Source organism: Thauera sp. AutoDN2 (assembly GCF_051280715.1).
GTDB lineage: Bacteria > Pseudomonadota > Gammaproteobacteria > Burkholderiales > Rhodocyclaceae > Thauera.
The window spans coordinates 20387-42300 of sequence record NZ_JBNCAR010000004.1 but is presented as its reverse complement, the minus strand read 5'-3'; the positions used below and the strand labels follow the sequence as shown (position 1 = coordinate 42300).

The window sequence follows — 21914 nt, the reverse complement described above, 5'->3', positions numbered from 1 at the left end:
TGTCGTACCTGAGCCCGGCGGCTGAATCGCCGCCCGAAGGCCCCGCAGCACCTCACCGCCCGCACCAAGGAACGCAGATGGAACCCGCTACCCACATCCGCCCGTCCCGGTCGATCGCCAGCCGTCTCGGCATCATCGTTGCCTTGCCGCTGCTCGTCATCATCGTCTTTGCCGTCCTGCTGGGGCAGTCGGCCCAGGAGCGTTCGCACTCAGCCGAAACCACCGAGCGCCTGTCGAGGCTCAGCGCCGCGACCAGCGAGCTGATCCACCGCCTGCAGGTCGAGCGCGGTGCCACTGGCGGCTTCATCAGCTCATCGGGGCAGCAGTTGCGTGATGCCCTGCCTGGCTTCCGGCAGGTGACAGACACGGCAGTCGCACAGTTTCGTAGTCGACACCAGCAGACGATCACGGCCGACACCCCCGCGGCAGAGAAGCTCGTCGCCGACATCGAGGGGCATCTGCAGCAGCTCGCCGAGATGCGCACGCAGGCGCAGCAGTTGAGCATCGGCGCAGGCGAAAGCGCCCGTTACTACACCAGCGTCATCAACGCGCTGATCCAGCTCGTGGGCACGGCCGCACAGTTCAACACCGACCCGATGATCGGGCAGCACGCCTCGGCGCTCGAAGCGCTCATCCGTGCGAAGGAAGCCGCCGGCCAGGAACGCGCCCTCGGCACTCAGGCCTTCGGCACGGACTGGGTTACCTCGGAGCAGTATCGCGCCATTCAGGAGCGCATCTACCGCCAGCAAGCCTTCTTCGAGATCTTCAACTCGATGGCCGGCACGGATGCCCAGGCGGTCCTGCGTGAGATCGAGGCCTCGCCCGAGCGCGAGGCCGTCGCGCGCATGCGCAACGTAATGAGCGAGCGCCAGGCCTACGGCGAATTCGGGATCCAGGGTGCGGAGTGGTTCGCAACCAGTACCGCCTACATCGACCGCCTCTACCGGCTCGAGCAGCAGGTCTGTGATGAGATCGCCGCAATGGCCGAACAACTGGTCGCGAAGAGCACCCAGACCCTGTCCGTCACCATCGGCCTGTCGGTCATCGCCATCGCCGCCACCTTGCTCATCTCGATCCTGCTCGGGCGCAGCATCAGCCGCCCGCTCACCCAGGCCGTGCAGATCGCGGAGCAGATCGCCAGCGATGAGGACTTCACCCGGCGCGTCCCGGTCGCCGGCGTAGCCGAGGTGCAGCGCACCGCGCAGGCCTTCAATCGCCTCATCGACAGCTTCCGCCAGATCCTGTCCGAAGCCCGCAGTTCCAGCCAAGGGGTGTCGTCCGCAGCCACGGCGATCTCGGCCTCGAGCGCACAGCTCAGCCGCAGCGCAGGCTCCCAGGCCGAAGCTGCCGCAACCGTAGCCGCTGCTGCCACCGAGGTTTCGAGCAGCGTCAGCGAGACGGCATCGCGCGCCGCGGTGGCGGCCGAACTCGTCGACAAGGCCTCGGATGAAACGAAGGCAGCGCTGGGCATCATGCAGGAGATGGTCAAGCGCGTCGAAGATGCCGCCGGTCAGGTGCGCGCCTCGCAGGACGATGTCGAGTCCCTCGCCTCGAGCTCCAAGCAGATCGGCGGCATCGTCAGCGCCATCCGCGAAATCGCCGAACAGACCAACCTGCTCGCCCTCAACGCCGCGATCGAGGCCGCGCGCGCTGGGGAGCAGGGCCGCGGTTTCGCCGTGGTCGCGGACGAGGTGCGCAAGCTCGCCGAGCGCACGGCCGCATCCACCCAGGAGATCAGCGGCCTGATCGGTGAGATCCAGCAGCATATCGGCGGTACGGTCACCTCGATGCAGTCCGCGGGCGAGAACGTCAGCGGTAGCCTGGAGCTCGTATCACGTACCGAGACGGCCCTGCGCAGCATCGGTGACAGTTCGGAGCAGGTTGCGCAGAGCGTGCAGGGCATGGCCGACGCCATCCGCGAGCAGGATCTTGCCATCCAGCAGGTCGCATCTAATGCCGAACGCATTGCCGCGATGACCGAGCAAAACAGCGGCTCGGCGCACGAAAGTGCAAGAACCGCAGAGGAACTCACCCGCGTCGCCACCGCGCTTTCTGGCCTGGTCGAGCGCTTCCGCACCTGAGCGGGGTGAATCTGTGGCCGAGATCCACCGCACGATATCGGGGATCTCGCCGCAGGCCTCTCATCGCTGGACCACCCGCAACAAATAACCAATAGTTCTTTTTAAAAGACATCAGAGCACTTCAACGCATTAAGGCTTTCCCGTAGTCTGCGCTCCGTCAACGCGTGCCCTGCCCACATCGGCGGCCCGTGCTTCGAATCGCATTCAAGGAAGGTCCGATCATGCTGAAGAAACTCGCACCCCTCGCGCTCGCACTCGCACTCACCGGCGGCAGCCTCACCCTCACCGCCCCCGCCCTCGCCAACCCGGACCTCGCCCACCCGGCCCACACGGCTGCCGCGACGACGGAGTCGCTCGCCGCCGCGCCTGCCCCGCTCCTGCAACCAGCAGCGCTGAAGGCCCTGCTCGGCGCCCCCGGGGTCCGCGTGCTCGACATCCGCGCCGACAAGGACTACGCTGCGGGCCACATCCCCGGCGCCATCCACACGCCTTACGGCAAGTTCCGCGGGCCGAAGGAGAACCCTGGCCAGCTGCAGTCGGAAGATGCCTTGACCGCATTGCTTCAGGTCGCAGGCATCGACCGCGACACACATGTGGTCGTCGCGCATGCGGGCGCCGACCACACCGACTTCGGCGCGGCCGCGCGCGTCTACTGGACGCTCAAGGTCGGTGGCCTGAGCCGGCTGTCCATTCTCGACGGCGGCACCAAGGCCTGGCAGGCTGCCGGCGGAGCGCTGGAAAGCGCAGTTCCGCAGGTGACGCCCACCCGGTTCGTCTATCGTTACGACCAGGAGCAGATCGTGACCAGCGACGAGCTCGCCGCGGCGCTGCAGTCCGGGAACACCCCCCTGCTCGTTGACGCCCGCCCGGCACGCTTCTTCAGCGGCGAGGCACGGGTAGATGCCGCCGCCCGGTACGGCACCCTCCCCGGGGCCAAGTCGTTCGACAATGCGCAGTTCTTCCCCAAGGGGGGCACCACACTCAAGCCCGCGAGCGAACTCAAGGCGCTGGTCGCCCTGTCCGGTGCGGACGCTGCACCGGCGGTCTCCTTCTGCAACACCGGCCACTGGGCGGCGACCAACTGGTTCGTGATGTCCGAGATCGCCGGCAACAAGTCGGTCAAGCTGTATCCGGCCTCGGTCGTGGAGTGGAGCCAGTCGGAGCGGGCGATGGAGAACCAGCCCTCGCGCGTGACGGCGCTGGTGCAGGACGTCAAGCGCGCGTTCGACAAGTAAGGGCGGGGAGGTTTCGATGCGTTGGATCAACCGCTCCTTCCTGATCGCCGGGGGGCTTGCCGGCGTGCTCGCGGTGACGCTGGCCGCCGGGGTACGCCAGGGGCTGCTCGCCCTGCTCGGCATCGGTTTCGGTGCCGTGCTGCAAGCTGCGCGCTTCGGCTTCACCACCGGCTGGCGCGATTACATCGAACGCCGCGACCCGCAGGGCCTGTGGGCGCAGATGCTGCTCATGGTCCTGGCAGCCGCACTGACCCTGCCGCTCATTGCCGGCAGCGGTGGTGAGCTCGTCGGCGCGGTGGCGCCGCTGACCATCAGCCTGGTGCTCGGGGCTTTCCTGTTCGGAGCAGCCATGCAGCTGGCCGACGGCTGCGGCTCCGGCACGCTCTACAAGGCCGGCTCGGGTTCGCCGCTGTCCTTCGTGGTGCTTCCCACCTTTGCCTTCGGCAGCTTCCTCGGCGCGTCCCACCAGCCCGCATGGGTCGAACTGGGCGGCCTGCCAGCGGTCGATCTGCTGGCATTCGGGTGGCCCACTGCGCTCGCGCTGACCACCATCGCCTGCGGCACGGTCGCCTGGTGGGCTGGCCGTGGTGCACGCAAGACGGCACCCGCCTCTGCCACACCTGCCTCTGCCACCTCTCCCGCAAGCGTTGCCGAACAGATCCTGCGCGCAGGTACCGCGAGCTTCGTGCCCGCAAGCTCACCCGCTCGCCCCACGCGCTGGGCGCGACGCTGGTGGCTGGGCGCGCTCTTGCTGGCGGTACTCTACCTGCTGCATCTCGTGGTCGCCGGCCAGCCTTGGGGCATCGTGTATGGCATGGGGGTGTGGGGCGCGAAAGCCATGGCTGCGCTTGGCTGGGACCCTTCCGGCGACGCATTCTGGGGCGCGGCCCCGCATGCACAGCGTCTGGTGGAGCCCATTCTTGCCGATGTGACCTCGGTAACGAACATCGGCCTGATCTATGGCGCGATCGCCGCATCCCGCTGGCGCGGCGCGGCCAGCTTCAGCCTGCCGTCCAGCCGGCGCTTCGCCGCGGCGGCCCTCGCCGGCCTCGTCATGGGCTACAGCGCACGCATGGCTTTCGGCTGCAACGTCGGCGCCTATCTGGGGGGCATCGCGTCGGCCAGCCTGCACGGCTGGGTATGGTTCGCACTCGCCTTCGCAGGATCGATCGTGGGCGTGCGCATTCGCCGTAGCATCAGTGCTCAGGAGGCGTCCGCATGAACAAGACCACGCTCTTTCGCGCCGGCATGGCCCTGTTCTGGCTGCTGGCCCTGGGCCTGCTCATGGTCGATACAGCGACCAGCAGCAGCGTCCGGGTTGAACCCCCTCCGATCGCATTCGGCAGTGGAATGGCCGCGTCGGGCGGGCACTGCTCCGGGCGTTGAGCCCGCGCCCGCGTACCTCAGAGCAGCCCGTTGCTGCCCGCCAGCCACAGCAGCCCACCGAGCAGGCCGACCCCGACCCCGCCCATGCCCACGGCGGCCTTGCGCGCAAGCGCGGGGCCGCCGATCACGGCCGCCATGCCCAGCTTGAACCCAAGGTTGGCAAGCATCGCGATGCCGATCGCCGTCACCGTGACCTCCAGCGCCAGGCGCTCCAGCGCGAAGAGTCGCAGACTGGAAAGGGTGATCGCATCGACGTCGGTCAGGCCCGAGATCAGGGCCAGCACGTAGAGGCCGCGGCTGCCCGCGTAGTCGGACAATGCGGCAGCGGCCAGCAGCACGAGGGCATAGAGCGCGCCAAACCCGAGTGCGGTCTTGAGTTCGGCAGGGTTGGACGTGGAAGGCACGACCGGCTCGCTGCGCTCGAGCATCTGCCGCCAGTGCCAGATCGCAGCCAGCCCGCCGAGCAGAAGCGCCGGAGCGATGATCCGCATCAGCGCCCCCGCCACCGAGGGCGCAACCAGCGTGGCAACGACCCCGACGCGCAACACCATGACGAGGTTGGCCATCACGATCACCAGCGCCGCCATCGCGTTCATGCTTGGCAGCTCGCGCGCCTGGCGCGCATAGAGCACCGTGGTCGCCGTACTCGAAGCCAGCCCTCCGAACACCCCCACAAAGACCGCCCCATAGCGCACCCCGGCCAGTTGCAGCGCGGTATAGCCGGCGAGCCCTACCCCGGCGATCAGCACCACCATCCACCAGATCTGCTTCGGATTGAGCGCGCCATAGGGACCCATCTCCTCGTTCGGCAGAATGGGCAGGATCACCAGCGAGAGCACGCCAAACTGCAGGATCGAGATCCAGTCCCGGCTGTCGAGACGCGTCGCCATGCCACGCAACTGCGCCTTGAAGTACAGCAGTACGGTCGCCCCCACGGCGAGCATCACCGCCTGCTGCGCATGGCCGAGCCATGTCGCCGCCCCCAGCCCGTAGCACAGCACCAGCGCTGCAACCGAGGTGGTGCCCGGATCGGTGGGGTCGGGATGGCGCAGATAGGCGGCGATGATGGTGCCCCCCACGATCAGCAGGCCGGCGACGAAGGGCAGACCGCTGCCGAAGGCTTCCCCGAGCATGGTCATCAACGCGCCCAACAGACCGACCAGTGCAAAGGTGCGCAGGCCGGCGCGTGAGGAGGGCACGCGCTCGCGCTCGAGGCCGATCAGCAGACCGATACCGGTTGCGATCAGGAAGGCCTCGATCTGGTCGGTGTTGGCAGTCAGGAGGTCGGACATGGCGCTCGGGCGGATCGCCGCCGGGTCGATCTGGGTCGGACCATGATACGCGCCGGAGCGCGGTGGGTGCAGCCGTTGCCGCGGCGGGATAGCATTGCGCCCTCGCCCCTGCCCTGCCGAAGAGGACGCCATGCAGTTGCTGCTCATCGAGGACGACCCCACCCTTGCCGAGGGCATCGCGGAGTTCCTCCGCGGCCAAGGCGACGAGGTCAGCGTCGAGCATGACGGCCTGACGGCCGACCGTCTCCTGCAGGCCGCGCCCTTCGACTTCGTCCTCGCCGACGTCGGCCTGCCCGGGCTGAACGGCTACGAGCTCGTGCGCCGCATGCGCAAACGCGGGCAGCGCATGCCGGTGATCCTCATCACCGCGCGCGATGCGCTCGACGACCGCATCTACGGGCTCGACCTGGGCGCCGACGACTACCTGGTCAAACCCTTCGAGCTGGCCGAGCTGAGTGCGCGCATGCGCGCCGTCCAGCGGCGTGGTGGCAGCGCGGCAGCGCCGGCGGTCGGCTTCGGCCCGCTGGTGCTCGACGTCGAAGGCCGACTGGCCGAGTTGGCCGGCGAGCCGCTCGCCCTCAGCGGGCGGGAGTGGGAGGTGCTCGAAGCCCTGGTGCGCGCAGACGGACGCACCGTGCCGAGAGAACGGCTGCAGGGCGAAGGCAGCAGCAACGCGCTGGAGGTCTACGTCTCGCGCCTGCGCCCCCGCCTCGAAGCGGCGGGCCTGCTGATCCGCACCGTACGCGGCTTCGGCTACCGGCTGGAGCGCGCCAGGGAGCGTCCCGCCGGTGCAGACTAGCCTTCGCCGCACGCTCTTCAGCAGCCTCGCCGCACCCACCCTCGTGCTCCTCCTCACCGCAGGCGCGGTCGCCTACAGCAGCGCGAGATGGGTGGTCGGCAATGCCTACGACGCCAACCTCCTCAACCTCGCACAGGCCATCGCCACCCATGTGCATGCGACACCCGACGGCCTGGCGCTCCGCCTCGCACCCGAGGTGGAAGCTGCCGTGCGCACCGACGCCGTCGACCGCATCTACTTTCGTGTTCGCGAACGGCAGGGGCGCGTGCTCGGCGGCGACGCCGGGCTGCCGCTGCTCGATGACCTCGACGCGCTCTCCAGCCTGCCGATCCCCTACACGCCGGTCGGCAGGGAACCCACCTACCCCATACTACCCACCGTACCCGCCGCACGCCCCGTCTTTCGCGACCTGACCCACGCCGGTCAGCCCATCCGCGCGGTCCGGCTGTACCGCAGCCAAGGCTCCGGCGGTTTCTACGTCACGGTGGCGGAAACCCTCGGCAAGCGCGACGAGGCCATGGGCCGGCTGGTCGCCGGGTTTTCGTGGGCGGCGCTGCTGCTGCTGATCGCCGCTGGCGTGGCGGCACGCTTCGGCATCCCCAGCGGCCTCGCGCCGCTCGCGCGCCTCGAGCGCTCGCTGCGCGCCCGCTCAGGCACGGACCTGTCACCCATCGACCCGGCCGGCGTGCCACAGGAAGTACGCGAGGTGATCGGCGCGCTCAATGGCCTGCTCGACCGCCTGCGTGCCGCCAACGCACAGCAGCGCAGCTTCCTGCAGGATGCCGCGCACCAGCTGCGCACCCCGCTCGCCGGCCTGCAGGTTCAGCTCGAGCTGCTCGAGTCACGCCCAGCGGACGCGGCAGCGCGCGCCCGCCTGCGGCACTCGGTTGCCCGCATCACCCGGCTCGCCAACCAGCTGCTCGCACTCGCGCGCGCCGAGGCGGGAGAGCGCCTGATGGCCGACGCCACCGAGGTCGATCTCGCCGCGTTGATCGATGCGATGGTCGAGGACTGGGTGGAGCGCGCCGACGCACGCCAGATCGACCTTGGGATCGAGCGCGAACCGTTACGCATCGCTGGAGACCCTACCTTGCTTCAGGAGCTGATCGCCAACCTCATGGACAATGCGCTGAAGTACGGGCGCACGCACGGTACCGTCAGCCTGCGCTGCGTGCGCACAGGGGAATCGGTACTGATCGAGGTCTGTGACGATGGACCGGGTATTCCGCCCGTCGTGCGCGAACAGGTTTTCGAGCGCTTCTACCGCCATGCCGGTACCGCTGCAGCCAGCGGCAGCGGGCTGGGTCTGTCGATCGCGCGCGAGATCGTCCATAGCCATGGTGGCCGCATCGACATCGACGACGGACCCCAGGGCTGCGGCACCTGCGTGCGCGTCCGGCTCCCGCTCCATCCGCGGCCCGCCCCCTGAAAAGACCGCGGGGCGGCGAGCCTGCGCCCACCGCCCCGCGGTCGAATCCGCCGGCCGGTCGCCCCCGCGCGAGAGCGACCGACCCAGCCTGCGGCTTAGTGCGACGAGGCTGCCGCGGCGCCGATGCCGGTCTCCGAACGCACCTTCTGCGCGAGGTACCCGGCGCGGTCAGCCTTGGCCCGCGCGCTGTTGTCGAGGATGGAGAACAGCCAGATGCCGATGAAGCCTGCCGCCATCGAGAACAGCGCCGGCGACGCGTAGGGGAACAGCGCCGAACCCTTCGGGTTGCCGAGCGTGGCCTCCCACACCGAGGGCGATACGATGGTCAGCGCCACCGCGGTGATCAGGCCGAGGAAACCGCCGATGGTCGCACCGCGCGTGGTGCAATCCTTCCACAACACCGACATGAACAGCACCGGGAAGTTGGCCGAGGCCGCAATCGCGAAGGCGAGCGACACCATGAAGGCGATGTTCTGCTTCTCGAACGCGATGCCCAGGATGACCGCGATGAAGCCCAGCACCAGCGTGGTGATGCGCGAGACCTTCAGCTCGGAAGCCGAGTCGGCGTTGCCCTTCTTGAATACCGTGGCGTACAGGTCGTGCGACACCGCCGAGGCACCCGAAAGGGTCAGGCCGGCCACCACCGCAAGGATGGTCGCGAACGCCACCGCGGAGATGAAGCCGAGGAAGATGTTGCCGCCCACCGCATTGGCAAGGTGGATCGCAGCCATGTTGCCACCGCCGATCAGACCACCCTTGCCATCCAGGAAGTCCGGATTGGTCGACACCAGCACGATCGCGCCGAAGCCGATGATGAAGGTGAGAATGTAGAAGTAGCCGATCCAGGTGGTTGCCCAGAACACCGACTTGCGCGCCTCCTTGGCATCCGGCACGGTGAAGAAGCGCATCAGCACGTGCGGCAGGCCCGCCGTGCCGAACATCAGCGCCATGCCGAACGAGATCGCCGAGACCGGATCCTTGATGAAGGAGCCCGGGCCCATGATCGCCTGGCCGATGGCGGCCGCTTCTTCCGCACTCTTGCCGCCGGCGATCGCGGTTTCCACCTTGATGCGCACCGCATCGGCAAACATCGCCTCAGGGGAAAAGCCATAGGCGAGCAGCACCATGAAGGCCATGAAGCTCGCGCCGGCAAGCAGCAGGCAGGCCTTGATGATCTGCACCCAGGTGGTCGCGGTCATGCCGCCGAACAGCACATAGACCATCATCAGCGCACCGACGATGACCACTGCCATCCAGTATTCCAGACCGAACAGCAGCTTGATCAGCTGGCCCGCACCGACCATCTGCGCGATCAGGTAAAAGGCCACCACGACCAGGGTGCCCGAGGCCGCGAAGGCGCGGATCGGGGTCTGCTGAAAGCGGTAGGCCGCCACGTCGGCGAAGGTGAACTTGCCGAGGTTGCGCAGGCGCTCGGCCATCAGGAAGGTGATCACCGGCCAGCCGACCAGGAAGCCGATCGAGTAGATCAGGCCGTCGTAGCCGTTCATCATCACCGCGGCCGAGATGCCGAGGAAGGAAGCCGCCGACATGTAGTCGCCGGCAATCGCCAGCCCGTTCTGGAAGCCGGTGATGCCGCCGCCGGCAGTGTAGAAGTCGGACGCCGACTTGGTCTTGGAGGCCGCCCACTTGGTGATGTACAGCGTGCCGAGGACGAACAAGCCGAACATCATGATCGCCGTCCAGTTGGTCGCCTGCTTCTCGGCCTGGCCGAGATCGCCGCCCGCAGCGAACACGACTGCGGGCGCAAGTGCGAACGCAAACGCAGCTGCGAGCTTCAGAAGGGTCGTGATCATTTGCCCACCTCCTCGACGATCTCGCGGGTCAGGCGGTCGAATTCGGAGTTCGCGCGCCGCACGTAGAAGCCGGTGATGAGGATGGTGAAGAAGATCACCCCGAGGCCGACCGGAATGCCGACCGTGGTCACACCTTCACCCAGGCGCGCGGAGAGCAGCTCCTTGTCGAAGGCGATGACTGCGATGTAGCCGTAGTACACCACCATCATGATCGCGGTGAGGATCCAGCCGAAGCTGGAGCGCGTGCGTACCAGGCGCTGGTACTTGGGGTTTGCGGCGATTCGTATCGCCATGTCGTCCTTCATCTCTCCCTCCTCCGTAGCGGTCCGGACGCTCGTCCGGCTGCCGGCAAGGTAGGCCGAGAGGCTTACATTCTGCTTACTCGCTCATAAAAAACTCTTTTATTTACATATACTTAACGAATCCTTAAAGAATGCTTAAGCCATCTCCCAGACAAGCGACGAAGACACGCCGAGCGCCGGGAAACGGCCCGCTCCGGCCCGACCTGCACATGGGCAAGCTCAAGGCCCGGGCAGGAAGCGCACGAACTCCGCCGGCAGCGGTGCGTTCTCCAGGCTGCGCTGGGCAAACAGGAAGCGGCCGTCGCAGACAAAACCGAGATCGCCCCAATCGACCGCGTTGAGCGCATCGCGGAAGGCCTCGATGTCGACATCCGCGCGACGCGGAAAGACCGCCATCACCGCACCGTCGTAGTCCCTGCAGGGATGCACGAAGAAGGGCTTGGCAACGCGCGTCTTGCCATTCACGTACACCCGCGGCTGCGTGCTGCGGTAGTGCAGCCGGCCCCACATCCACCAGTTCGACTCGTCGAACTTCGCCACCTTGCGCTGCAACAGGCGCGCCTGGTGCGGCAGCAGCGCCTGGGGCGGCGGCTCGCCGGGCTCGGAAAAGATCATGCGCCGCGTCTGGCCGGTGCGGACGGTGTGCGAGCACACGAACTCGCGGTTGCCCTGCAGCGGGCTGGTGTAGAGCTCGTCCGCCCCGGACACCGCACCCACCTTGACGAAGGCCACGTCCGACAGCCGCAGCGGATAGTCGCCACGCGCGAACATCAGGTGGCCGGCGCATTCGATGAAGTGGCGCGTGTCCCAGCCGGGTGCGGCGAGCGCGGCAGCCAGATCATCGCCCGCGCCAATCTCGCAATGATTCAGGCTGCGCTCGGCACAGCCCTTCTCAAAGCGCCATATCAGGCAGTTCGGCACGGCATCGGGGAACACGCGCGCGTCGCCGAGCTCGATCGCGTCGGTGATCGAGCCCGCCTCGAACAGCAGACGGTTGAGCTTCACCGCCGAAGTCGCCTTGAGGAAGTCGCGCGGCGTGATGAAGATCAGCTCGCCACCGGGCTTGAGGTGGCGCAGGCACTTGTCGATGAAGAACAGGTAGAGATTGGCGCGCTTGTCCAGGCACGCGCCGTAGCCGCCCCGCGCAATCAGGGCCCGGGTGGCAGCCGGAATGTCCTGACATCGCACATAAGGCGGATTGCCGATGATGGTGTCGAACTGCTCGTGATCGGGGTAGGCGAAGAAGTCGATCGCCTGCGCGCCGGGCGGGCAGTGGTCGGGGTCGAGTTCGAGCCCCACGGCCCTCGGGAGATGGCGGAGGAAGGCGCCATCGCCGCATGAGGGCTCCAGCACGCGGCCGTGGTTGCGGCGCAGCGCGAGCATCGCGCGCACCACCGGCTCGGGCGTGAAGACCTGCCCAAGCCCGGCGACATCGCGCAGGCCGAGGGCAAGCTGGGCGGCGGGGAGCGAAATGGGTGTCTGCATGGACGGCGATGTTACCAAGCCAGCGGACGCCCCGGGCGAGGACCCACGCACTTGCCTATACTTCCGCTACCGGCGCCGCAGCGAAAGCGCCCCTCCGCGTTGAACGACAACTCCACACCACAAGGAGCCCGCATGTCCCACTGGTACCCCGACAACACCGAATCCATCGGCCACACCCCGCTCGTCCGTCTCAACCGCGTCACCGACGGTGCCCAGGCCACCGTGCTCGCCAAGATCGAGGGCCGCAACCCGGCCTTCTCGGTGAAGTGCCGCATCGGCACCTCAATGGTGAAGGATGCCGAAGCCCACGGCCGTCTCGGCCCGGGCAAGGAGATTGTCGAGCCAACCAGCGGCAACACCGGCATCGCGCTCGCCTTCGTGTGCGCAGCGCGCGGCATCCCGCTCACGCTGACGATGCCCGAGACCATGAGCGTCGAGCGCCGCAAGCTGCTGGTGGCCTATGGCGCCAAGCTGGTACTGACCGAAGGCGCCAAGGGCATGAACGGGGCGATCGCGAAGGCGCAGGAGATCGTCGCCACCGACCCGGATCGCTACGTGCTGCTGCAGCAGTTCGAGAACCCGGCCAATCCGGCGATCCACGAGGTCACCACCGGCCCGGAGATCTGGAACGACACCGACGGCGCGATCGACATCCTGGTCTCGGGCGTCGGCACCGGCGGCACCATCACCGGCATCTCGCGCTACATCAAGCGCGTGCGCGGCAAGGCGATCCAGTCGATCGCAGTGGAACCCGCCGCCAGTCCGGTGATCAGCCAGACCCTGGCCGGCCAGCCGCTCACCCCCGCGCCGCACAAGATCCAGGGCCTGGGCGCCGGCTTCGTGCCCAAGGTGCTGGATCTGTCGCTGGTCGATGGCGTGGAGCAGGTGACGAACGAGGACGCGGTGCTCTACGCACGACGACTGGCGCGCGAGGAAGGCATCCTCGCCGGCATCTCCTGCGGCGCGGCCACTGCGGCTGCGGTTCGCGTGGCACAGCGGCCAGAGAACGCGGGCAAGACCATCGTGGTGATCCTGCCGGATTCGGGCGAGCGCTATCTGAGCTCGATCCTGTTCGAGGGAATGTTCGACGAGAAGGGCTTGGCGATCTGACGAGGCCATGACGATCCGCGTGCGCCGTGCCTACGACCCGAGCGCAGCCGGGGACGGCTGCCGCGTGCTCGTCGACCGCCTCTGGCCACGCGGGTTGGCGCGTGACGAGGCGCAAATCGACCACTGGCTGCGCGAGCTCGCACCATCGAACGAACTGCGTCGATGGTTCGCCCACGACGCTGAGCGCTGGGATGCATTTTGCCAGCGCTATGCCGAGGAACTACAGTCGCCCTCGACCAGCGTGGCACTCGCCGAACTGCGCCAGCTCATCAGCACGCAGCCAACCGTCACCCTCCTATACGGCGCGCGCGACGCGGAACACAACAATGCCCAAGCCCTCCGCCTGTGGCTGCAGGCGCACGACAGCGCACGCTGAAAGCCTTCAGCGCCACATGTCCCGCATCTTCGCTGCGAGGTCGATCGCCGCCTGACGCGACGCGGGCGAGCCCTGCAGCTCGGGCGGCGGAGGCGGCCAGCTCATCTGCTCGAAATGCCCCAGCAGGCGGTTGGGGATGAAACGCGTGCGGCCGGCATACAGGTGCCGGTCGCCCATGCCCATCTGCTGGGTGACGTAGAAGCGCTGCGGCACGATGAGGTCGAGGCTGTCCTTCGCCCGCGTCATCGCCACGTACAGCAGGCGGCGCTCCTCCTCGATCTCGGCGCTGTTGCGGGTGGCGACGTCGGACGGGATGCAGCCGTCTACCACGTTGAGCACGCTCACCGCGTTCCACTCCTGCCCCTTGGCCGAATGCATCGTCGACAGGATCAGGTAGTCCTCGTCGAGCAGCGGCATACCGGCTTCACCGCTGGTGGCGCTGGGCGGATCGAGGGTGAGCTCGGTGAGGAAGCGCTGGCGGCTGGGGCTGGTGGCGGCGATACGGGCGAGCTGCTGGATGTCGAGCACACGCAGCGCAAAGTCGTCGTACAGGCGCGGCATCTGGGCCTCGTACCAGCGGCAGGCGAGTTCGAAGTCGACCGGCCAGGCGGGGCAGCCGCTGGCAAACCTGCCGCCCGCGTCGTGTGCGCGCGGCTCGGCCAAGGCCGCCGAGGCAGCGGCCGGGTCGGCAGCGTCGACACGTCCTGCAAGGCGGTCGATCAAGGCCGCAAACGCCTGCCAGCCTGCGCGTGCCGCCTCGGGCACCGGCTGCTCGGCGAGCAGCGCGCAGCCCTCGGGCGCGGCGCAGACGTTGTCGAGCACCCGGCCAGCGGTCCTGGGGCCGATGCCGGCGAGCAGCTGGATGGCGCGGAAGCCCGAGATGCGGTCGCGCGGGTTTTCAGCCCAGCGCAGCAGCGCAAGCACATCCTTGACGTGAGCGGCCTCCAGGAACTTGAGCCCGCCGAACTTCACGAACGGGACATTGCGCCGGGTGAGCTCCATCTCCAGACGCGCGCTGTGCGCCGAGGCGCGGAACAGCACTGCCTGCTGCTTGAGCTTCAGCCCCTCCTCACGCCGCGCCAGCAAGGTGTCGGCGACGAAGGCCGCCTGGTCGGCGTCGTCCTTGACCGACACCAGGCGCGGGCGCTGGGTGGATGCGCGATCGGACCACAGGTTCTTGGTGAAGCGCTCCGCGGCAAGCGCGATCACCGCATTGGCGGCTTCCAGGATCGGCTTGGTGGAGCGGTAGTTCTGCTCCAGCGTCACCACTCTCGCCGGCGGGTCGAACGCGGCGGGAAAATCTAGGATGTTGCGCACGGTGGCACCGCGGAAGGCGTAGATCGACTGTGCGTCATCGCCGACCACGGTCAGGCCGCGGCCATCGGGCTTCATCGCGAGCAGAATCGACGCCTGCAGGAGGTTGGTGTCCTGGTATTCGTCGACCAGCACATGGTCGAACAAGCCGCCGATCTCGGCTCCGAGCGTGGGCTCGGCCACCATCTGGGCCCAGTACAGCAGCAGGTCGTCGTAATCGAGCACCTGCTGCGCCTGCTTGGCTTCGACGTAGGCGCGGAACAGGCGCTTGAGCGCATCCTCCCACGCCGCGCACCACGGGAAGCTCGCCTGCAGCACCTCGGCCAGCGGCGCCTGCGTGTTGACCGCCGCCGAGTAGATCGCCAGGCAGGTGCCCTTCTGCGGAAAACGCTGTTTGGTCGCCGACAGGCCCAGTTCGTGGCGCGCCAGGTTCATCAGGTCGGCGGAATCTTCACGGTCGTGGATGGTGAAACCGGGGTCGACTCCGATGCGCCCGGCGTACTCGCGCAACAGGCGCGCGCCGAGGGCGTGGAAGGTGCCGGACCAGTTCAGTTGGGCCTGCGCCGGGCCAGGCCGGCCAGCCGACATCTCTGCCAGGATGCGCCGCACCCGACGCCCCATCTCGTCAGCCGCGCGACGCGAGAAGGTGAGCAGCAGGATGCGGCCGGGATCGGCACCGTGGGCGATGAGGTGCGCGACACGGTGGGCCAGCGTGTTGGTCTTGCCCGAGCCGGCGCCAGCAATCACCAACAGCGGCGGCGGAGGGTCCCCACCCGCCCCGCCACCCAGACCATGCAGAACGGCTTCACGCTGGGCCGCATTGAGCGCAGCGAGCGGATCGTCAGGATTTCCGACAGCAGAAACTCGATCGGAAGAGCGGGGGGCAGCGAGCATGCCTGTGATTGTATTCAGTCCTGCATTGCTTCGGTAGCGCTCTTTCCATGCACGCGGCGCCCCACGTCCGCCCCTGCGCTCAGGCCTGTGCAGGCTTTGCGCCGCCATCGCAGCACACGCACCCCCTCCCAGCCTGCTTGGCCTCGTACATCCACCGGTCCGCATCCCGGATCAGCGCTTCCAGGTCGGGATGCTCCGCACGTTCTGCCACGCCCACGCTGGCACTCAACGGCAGGTGCCGCCCCTCATGCACCACCTCGGCGGTGCGAATGGCCTCCAGCAGACGCAGACCGCTTGCCCTGGCCTGCCCCAACTCGGTATCTGGCAGCAGCACCACGAACTCCTCACCGCCCCAGCGCGCGATGAGATCGGCTGCCCGGCACCCCTGCTCGAGCGTGCGCGCAACCGCGACCAGGGCCGCATCGCCTGCCGCATGCCCGAAGCGGTCGTTGAGCACCTTGAAGTGGTCCAGATCAAGCACGATCACGGACAGGGGCGATCCGCGCGTCAGCGCCGTCTGCCAGGCCTGGGCAGCCTCCACAGCGAAAGCACGGCGGTTACGCAGTCCGGTGAGCGGGTCAGTGGAAGCGAGATACTCCGCACGCAGGCGCTCACCGCGCAGCCTGCGCATGCGATAGGCCAGCGCAAGCGTCAACACCGTGCCATCCACGGCAATCCCGATCTCCGCCGCGTGCAGGGCCCACGGCGAATAAGGCAAGCCTTGCCATACCGCCAGGGTGGTAGTCGCCGTGCCTGCCATCGCGATCAGCGCGCCGGCAAGGAAATAGGGCGCCGCGATGCGGTCATGCCGGACGCTGACCACGCCGATCCAGGCCATCGCCACCGCAAAGGCCAGCGTGAACACGAAGGCTAGCACCCCCGCTGCCGCCTGCAGTTCGAACACGACGCACAGGGCCATCGCCGACGACCCCCCGAAAACAAGAGCGCGGGCGAGCCGGTACAGGCCTGGCAGGCTACTCGCCAGCCCCAGAAAGCTACTTGCGAAACGCAGGCCCATGCAGCTGAAAAGCACCATCATCGCCAGGATCACGTAGCGCTGCACCACGGGCTGTTCCGGCCACAGCCAGATCTGGCCGTGCCCGGAATAGGCGATGCTGAGCAGCGCGAAACTCCCCACATAGAGCACGTAGTCGAGCTGGCTGCGATCGCGCAGGCCCAGGAAGAGCATCAGGTTGTAGACCAGAAGCGCCAACAGGTAGCCGTACAGCAGCCCATAGCCATAGTCGTGTGCGCGCAGCATCTGCCGTGCCTCGGCGGGCTCGAGCAGCCTCAGCGGCAGCACTAGGGGGTCGGCCGAGGCCGCACGCACAAGGATCTCCGTCACCCCCGGAGAAAAATCGTGCTCGATCCGATAGCCCACGCTGCCCACTGGAGCCTGCAAGCCGCGCTCGCCATCGCCGGCCGCCACCTGCAGGACCACCCGCCCTTCCCGCAAGATGAAGACATCCAGCCGATCGGTCCAGGGCGCCCCGAAGAACAATTGTCGCGCTTGCACCACCGCATTGCGGTTCTCCAGCGCGAGATGCAGCCACACCGGTGCTGCGCCGATCCCGAACTTCGGCACCGCAGCATCCGCCGCGACGAAGCGCCCCTCGCGCTGCGCCGCCAGCGCTTCCTCCACGCTCATCACCGATGCCTGCTCCAGCAGCAGGCTGGCATGGCGCCCGACCGGCCCTCCCCCGAGCACATCGAGCGGCACGGCCGCCCGCGCGAGGGTGCTCCACAACAGCAGGAGCAGACCGAAGGTCCAAGCCAAGCGGCTTGCCCCCCGGGCCGGACATCCCGCGTGTGAAGCGAACGCGATCATGCTGCGCGCGCCACGGCAGGCAAGTCTGGAGACGAGCGGCGCGCCCAAGGGAACCTGCCGAAACACGCGGCCTGCGGGATCGTCATTCTCAGCCTCCAGGAAAACGAAGACCTATTCTAAGAGCCTTGTTCCTGTTCACACCATGCATGCTTCACGACCGCCGTCACATACACCGGATGCGCCGCGCCCGCCCCAGTCACCCTCCACCCTCATGCAGGAAGCAACCCGCCTCCAGGAAGTGCAAGGTCTGTACGAGGCAGTCCGTCGACCACAGCATCTGCATGTGCGTGACCGGGAGCACGAGATGCGCACGCGCACCGGGCCATTGGGTCTCCTCGACGCCCACCATGCCATCGTTGGGCCAGGGCAGTCCCGGCACGATGCGTCCAAGGCCATAGGGCCGGTTGCCCGCCAGGACGCCGACCTCGAGCGCAGAATCGAGTACGGGCCGAGCCAGCGCCAGCCATTGCGGCAACACCCGCCCCAGTGCGTGGTGCAGCACCGGCAAGCGCAGCACCCGCTGCGCAGGGCGGGAGCCGCAGCAGGGCGAACCCAGCAGCACCACGCGCCCGATGCCGGCGGGGCGATGGCGGGCGAGCATATGCAGCACAACGCAACCGCCGAGGCTGTGGCCAACCAGGTGCAGGGGTCGCCCGTTGTGCGCGGCCACGAAATCGGCCAGCCCGTCGGCGACCGCATCCAACGACCCGCGCAGCGAAGGATACGAATACACATGGCTGCGCCAGCCCGCCCGCGCGGCGCGGCGGCGGTGCAGCCCGAACACGCAGCCATGCATCCACAAACCGTGGATGAAGACGATTTCGGAGGGTCGGTCATTCATCTCGCTGCTCCATGCGTCCGATCACGAGCGGTACAGGCGGAACCGGAAGCGCATGCGACGCGGGCCGTGCCGGCTCAGTTGCCCCGGAGCTGGCGCGCGGTCAGCGTGGGGTTGTCACCACTGTAGGCCGCCTTGATCGCATCCCAGGCTTCCTCGGCCGTCTCCGCGTAGTGGAAGAGGTTCAGGTCTTCGGGGCTGATCACGCCATGCTCGACCAACACCTCGAAGTCGATCAGGCGCTGCCAGAAGTCGCGCCCGACCAGGATGATCGGCCGGCGGCGGATCTTGCGCGTCTGGGTCAGGGTCAGCACCTCGAAGAGCTCATCGAGCGTACCCAAGCCCCCCGGGAAGCTCACCAGTGCCACCGCCCGCATCAGGAAGTGCATCTTGCGGATGGCGAAGTAGTGGAACTGGAAGCACAACTCGGGCGTGATGTAGGGGTTGGGCGCCTCCTCGAAGGGCAGGAAGATGCTCATCCCCATGCTGCGCCCGCCAGCCTCGTAGGCGCCGCGGTTGCCCGCCTCCATGATCCCCGGGCCGCCGCCGGTGGCGACGATCACCGGTTCTCCCAACGCCTCGGGCTCGCGCGTGACCAGTTCACCGAAGCGGCGCGCCTCCTCGTACCAGCGCGCGTTGCCCACCATGCGCTGCGCGCGCCGGATCGCGGCCTCGTCCCCGCTGGCCACCGCATCGCGCAGCATTGCGTCGGCCACGTCCGGCGCCTTGAAGCGCGCGCTACCAAACACGACCACGGTGGATTCCACACCCTGCTCCTGCTGGATCAGCTCGGGCTTCAGCAGTTCGAGCTGCAGCCGTACCGGGCGCAACTCCTCGCGCAGCAGGAAATCGGTGTCGGTGAACGCCATGCGGAAGGCGCTGCCGGGTCCGTCATAGCGGCCGTGCGGCTGGACGGCACGGGCCTCGTCCCCGGCAGAAGGGAAGTTGCGGGCGCGGATACGCGATGGGTCGGTCATCTTCATGTCCATGTGGCAAGGGCCGTCATCATCGCATCCGCAGAGGACGGAGGGCGAGCACGGAGTCCCCTTGGTTCCTTGGCACGGCGCTCTGGCGCGTTCCTGCACACCCGCATGCAGGCGTCCTCAGCCCAGCAGGGCCACCGACTTGATCTGCGCCCACATCCGCCGCCCGGGGCGCAGCACGAGCTGCTCGGCGGCGCGACGGGTGATGCGCGCCACCAGCGGGGTGCCGCCCGCGTCCATGCGCACCAGCACGTGGGCGGGGGTATCTGCACCTACGACCTCCTCGACCGTCGCCGGCAGCAGGTTCTGGATGCTGGTGCCCGCGACCTGATGATCTGCCAGACTGATGTCGCGCGCATGGATGCGGAAGCGTAGCCCGTGCCCAAGCGGCACCTGCTGGCGCTGCACCCACACTGCACCGCCGGGAAAGTCGAGGCGGGTAAGGTGGTAGTGGTCGTCATGCGCGGCCACCGTACCGTCGATCACCACCCCGGCGTCCTCGCTGAAGGCGGTCGGCAGATCGAGCCGGGCCAGGGTGGCATGCAGTTCACCCGCGGCCATCACCTTGCCCTCGCCGAGCATCACCACATGGTCGGCCAGACGCACAACCTCGTCAGCCGAATGGCTGACGTAGAGCACCGGAATGTCGAGCTCGTCGTGCAAACGCTCGAGGTAGGGCAGGATCTCCTGCTTGCGCTTGTGATCGAGCGCGGCCAGGGGCTCGTCCATGAGCAGGATGCGCGGACTGGTGAGCAGCGCGCGCGCCATACCCACACGCTGGCGCTCGCCGCCGGAGAGGCGTTCGGGCATGCGCTCGAGCAGAGTCTCGATCCCAAGCAGGGCCACCGCATGATCCAGACGCACCCGCCGCGCCGCTGCAGGAATACGGCGCAGGCCGAACTCCAGGTTGCGCCGCACCGAGAGATGCGGAAAAAGGCTCGCCTCCTGGAACACGTAGCCGAGTGCGCGCCGGTGCGTGGGCACGCACACCCCGCCGGCGTCGTCCTGCCAGCATTCGCCATTGACCACCAGGCGGCCACGCGCTGCCGGCTCCAGCCCCGCGACGCAGCGCAGGAGCGTGGTCTTGCCCGAGCCGGAGTGGCCAAACAGCGCGGTGACGCCGCGCCCGGGCAGGCGCAGGTCCACCTCCAGGCGAAAGCCGGCATAGTTCACCGCGAAGCGCGCCTCGATGCCGGTCATCAGTTGAAACCGCCGCCGTGCGTGCGCCGCCGTCCGTACAGTGCGAGCAGCACCACGAAGCTGAACAGCAGCATGCCTGCCGACAGCCAGTGCGCCTGGGCGTACTCCAGCGCCTCGACGTGATCGTAGATCGCGACCGAAACCACCCTTGTGCGGTCGGGGATGTTGCCACCGATCATCAGCACCACGCCGAACTCGCCCACCGTGTGGGCGAAGCCGAGGATGGTGGCGGTGACGAATCCCGGGCGCGCAAGCGGCAACGCGACGTTGAAGAAACGGTCCCAGGGCCCGGCACGCAGGGTGGCGGCCACCTCGAGCGGGCGACGCCCGATCGCCTCGAAGGCGTTATGCACCGGCTGCACCACAAAGGGCAGCGAATAGATCACCGAGCCGACCACCAGGCCGGCGAAGGAGAAGGGCAGCAGGCCAACGCCGATCGCCTCGGTGAGGTGCCCGACCGGCCCATTGGGGCCCATTGCCACGAGCAGATAGAAGCCGATCACCGTCGGCGGCAGCACCAGTGGCAGCGCCACCACCGCGCCGACGACGCCCTTCCACTTCGAGCGCGTGCGTGCCAGCCACCAGGCGATCGGCGTGCCGACCAGCAGCAGGATCACGGTGCTCACCGTGGCGAGCTTGAACGTGAGCCAGACCGCAGACCAGTCGGCACTGCCCAGGCCAGCCATGCTTACTGCGCCGCAGCCGGCAGTACGAAACCATAGCGCTGCAGCACCGCACGCGCCGGCTCGCTGCCGATGAATTCAGCGAAGGCTGCAGCCAGGGCATTGCCTTCCGCCCTGCGGGTGAGGATGAAGCCCTGCTCCAGCGGCGCATGCAGGGCGTCATCGATCAGGTGGTAGCCGCCCTGCGCGGCGAGCGCTGGATTGAGGGCGAGCGACAACGCGATGATGCCGACAGCAGCGTTGCCGGTCTGCACGAACTGCGCGGTCTGGGCGATGTTCTCGCCCTGCACCAGCCGCGACTGCACCGCCTCCCACACGCCAGCCGCGCGCAGCGCCTCCTCGGCGCGCTTGCCGTAGGGGGCATGGCGCGGGTTGGCAATGGCGATGCGGCCGAGGGCGGGGTCGGCAAGATCCTGAAGTGTGAGCGTGCGCGCATCGCGGGTCCGGCTCCACAACACGATGCGGCCGAGGGCATAGGGGCGCGTGCGCCCCAGCGCGAGGCCATCGGCTTCGAGCGCGCGCGGGTAGGCGATATCGGCAGAGAAATACAGGTCGAAGGGGCCGCCCTGACGGATCTGGGTGGCAAACTTGCCCGACGAACCATAGACCACCTCGATCATGCCGTCCGGATGTGCACGGCGGAAGTCCGCCACGATCTCGTCCAGGGCGAACTTCAGATCGGACGCCGCCGCGACCATGACACGCTCAGCCGCCCGTGCACCCGGCGCGAAAGCCAGCAGCGCCCCCAGCAAGGCAAACGCGCCCGTCAGCGCACGCCAGCCCAAGCGATTCCCAAACCCCATTGCAACCTCCCCTCTCGCCGGGCAGCCGCCCGGTCAGGCCAGCACGTTGCCAGCACCTTCGT

19 protein-coding genes are annotated in these 21914 nt (G+C 68.0%); 8 read left to right on the top strand and 11 right to left on the bottom strand.

Annotated features, from left to right (window positions below; translation table 11 throughout):
• The first annotated feature begins 77 nt into the window (after window positions 1-77).
• The 4 genes from ACPT9U_RS03770 (at window position 78) to ACPT9U_RS03755 (ending at window position 4702) form a co-directional block, all read left to right on the top strand.
• Complete coding sequence (locus ACPT9U_RS03770; RefSeq protein ID WP_435749937.1) at window positions 78-2081, top strand: methyl-accepting chemotaxis protein; 2004 nt, start codon at window positions 78-80, stop codon at window positions 2079-2081.
• A 221-nt stretch (window positions 2082-2302) separates the two neighbouring features.
• Window positions 2303-3316 carry a sulfurtransferase gene (locus tag ACPT9U_RS03765; RefSeq protein WP_418363928.1) on the top strand — a complete coding sequence of 338 codons (1014 nt, stop codon included), beginning with the start codon at window positions 2303-2305 and terminating at the stop codon, window positions 3314-3316.
• Window positions 3317-3332: 16 nt separating this feature from the next.
• On the top strand, window positions 3333-4538 hold the full coding sequence (locus ACPT9U_RS03760) for a YeeE/YedE family protein (RefSeq protein ID WP_418363929.1): 1206 nt from the start codon (window positions 3333-3335) through the stop codon (window positions 4536-4538).
• On the top strand, window positions 4535-4702 hold the full coding sequence (locus tag ACPT9U_RS03755) for a hypothetical protein (RefSeq protein ID WP_418363930.1): 168 nt from the start codon (window positions 4535-4537) through the stop codon (window positions 4700-4702). Before ACPT9U_RS03760 ends, ACPT9U_RS03755 begins: the two co-directional genes overlap by 4 nt.
• A gap of 17 nt (window positions 4703-4719) precedes the next feature.
• Here ACPT9U_RS03755 and ACPT9U_RS03750 read toward each other — a convergent pair whose 3' ends face one another.
• Entirely contained in the window at window positions 4720-5994 is a 1275-nt protein-coding gene (locus tag ACPT9U_RS03750; RefSeq protein ID WP_435749936.1) for an MgtC/SapB family protein, read from the bottom strand.
• A 130-nt stretch (window positions 5995-6124) separates the two neighbouring features.
• On the opposite strand from ACPT9U_RS03750, the gene ACPT9U_RS03745 reads away from it, so the two are divergent.
• Together ACPT9U_RS03745 and ACPT9U_RS03740 are read left to right on the top strand one after the other, a co-directional pair.
• On the top strand, window positions 6125-6793 hold the full coding sequence (locus ACPT9U_RS03745; RefSeq protein WP_435749934.1) for a response regulator transcription factor: 669 nt from the start codon (window positions 6125-6127) through the stop codon (window positions 6791-6793).
• A complete protein-coding gene (locus ACPT9U_RS03740) occupies window positions 6783-8222 on the top strand; it encodes a sensor histidine kinase (RefSeq protein WP_435749933.1) in 1440 nt (479 codons plus the stop codon). Before ACPT9U_RS03745 ends, ACPT9U_RS03740 begins: the two co-directional genes overlap by 11 nt.
• Window positions 8223-8317: 95 nt before the next feature.
• Here the strand turns inward: ACPT9U_RS03740 and ACPT9U_RS03735 are convergent, their stop codons facing one another.
• The 3 genes from ACPT9U_RS03735 to ACPT9U_RS03725 form a co-directional block, all read right to left on the bottom strand.
• On the bottom strand, window positions 8318-10036 hold the full coding sequence (locus tag ACPT9U_RS03735) for a cation acetate symporter (protein ID WP_418363934.1): 1719 nt from the start codon (window positions 10034-10036) through the stop codon (window positions 8318-8320).
• Window positions 10033-10341 (bottom strand): DUF485 domain-containing protein, encoded by a 309-nt coding sequence (locus ACPT9U_RS03730; protein WP_435749932.1) that lies wholly within the window; start codon window positions 10339-10341, stop codon window positions 10033-10035. The genes ACPT9U_RS03735 and ACPT9U_RS03730 overlap by 4 nt, the downstream gene beginning before the upstream one ends.
• Window positions 10342-10557: 216 nt before the next feature.
• Window positions 10558-11823 carry an Eco57I restriction-modification methylase domain-containing protein gene (locus ACPT9U_RS03725; RefSeq protein ID WP_435749931.1) on the bottom strand — a complete coding sequence of 422 codons (1266 nt, stop codon included), beginning with the start codon at window positions 11821-11823 and terminating at the stop codon, window positions 10558-10560.
• A 132-nt stretch (window positions 11824-11955) separates the two neighbouring features.
• Between ACPT9U_RS03725 and cysK the strand changes: the two genes are divergently transcribed.
• Window positions 11956-12933 (top strand): cysteine synthase A, encoded by a 978-nt coding sequence (gene cysK / locus ACPT9U_RS03720; protein WP_435749930.1) that lies wholly within the window; start codon window positions 11956-11958, stop codon window positions 12931-12933.
• A 7-nt stretch (window positions 12934-12940) separates the two neighbouring features.
• Window positions 12941-13309 (top strand): DUF488 domain-containing protein, encoded by a 369-nt coding sequence (locus tag ACPT9U_RS03715; RefSeq protein ID WP_435749929.1) that lies wholly within the window; start codon window positions 12941-12943, stop codon window positions 13307-13309.
• Window positions 13310-13315: 6 nt separating this feature from the next.
• On the opposite strand, the gene ACPT9U_RS03710 is transcribed toward ACPT9U_RS03715, so the two are convergent.
• The 7 genes from ACPT9U_RS03710 to modA all read right to left on the bottom strand — a co-directional run bounded on the left by ACPT9U_RS03710 (window position 13316) and on the right by modA (window position 21852).
• Window positions 13316-15517, bottom strand: coding sequence for an ATP-dependent helicase (locus ACPT9U_RS03710; protein ID WP_435749928.1), 2202 nt, complete (start codon window positions 15515-15517; stop codon window positions 13316-13318).
• Window positions 15518-15596: 79 nt separating this feature from the next.
• On the bottom strand, window positions 15597-17294 hold the full coding sequence (locus ACPT9U_RS03705) for a sensor domain-containing diguanylate cyclase (RefSeq protein WP_435749927.1): 1698 nt from the start codon (window positions 17292-17294) through the stop codon (window positions 15597-15599).
• Window positions 17295-17541: 247 nt separating this feature from the next.
• Entirely contained in the window at window positions 17542-18186 is a 645-nt protein-coding gene (locus tag ACPT9U_RS03700) for an esterase/lipase family protein (RefSeq protein ID WP_418363942.1), read from the bottom strand.
• Between the two features lie 74 nt (window positions 18187-18260).
• Window positions 18261-19160 (bottom strand): TIGR00730 family Rossman fold protein, encoded by a 900-nt coding sequence (locus ACPT9U_RS03695; protein ID WP_435749926.1) that lies wholly within the window; start codon window positions 19158-19160, stop codon window positions 18261-18263.
• Between the two features lie 126 nt (window positions 19161-19286).
• Window positions 19287-20366 carry a molybdenum ABC transporter ATP-binding protein gene (modC, locus tag ACPT9U_RS03690; RefSeq protein ID WP_435749925.1) on the bottom strand — a complete coding sequence of 360 codons (1080 nt, stop codon included), beginning with the start codon at window positions 20364-20366 and terminating at the stop codon, window positions 19287-19289.
• On the bottom strand, window positions 20366-21052 hold the full coding sequence (modB, locus tag ACPT9U_RS03685; RefSeq protein WP_435749924.1) for a molybdate ABC transporter permease subunit: 687 nt from the start codon (window positions 21050-21052) through the stop codon (window positions 20366-20368). Before modB ends, modC begins: the two co-directional genes overlap by 1 nt.
• A gap of 2 nt (window positions 21053-21054) precedes the next feature.
• Entirely contained in the window at window positions 21055-21852 is a 798-nt protein-coding gene (gene modA / locus ACPT9U_RS03680; RefSeq protein ID WP_435749923.1) for a molybdate ABC transporter substrate-binding protein, read from the bottom strand.
• Window positions 21853-21914 lie beyond the last annotated feature (62 nt).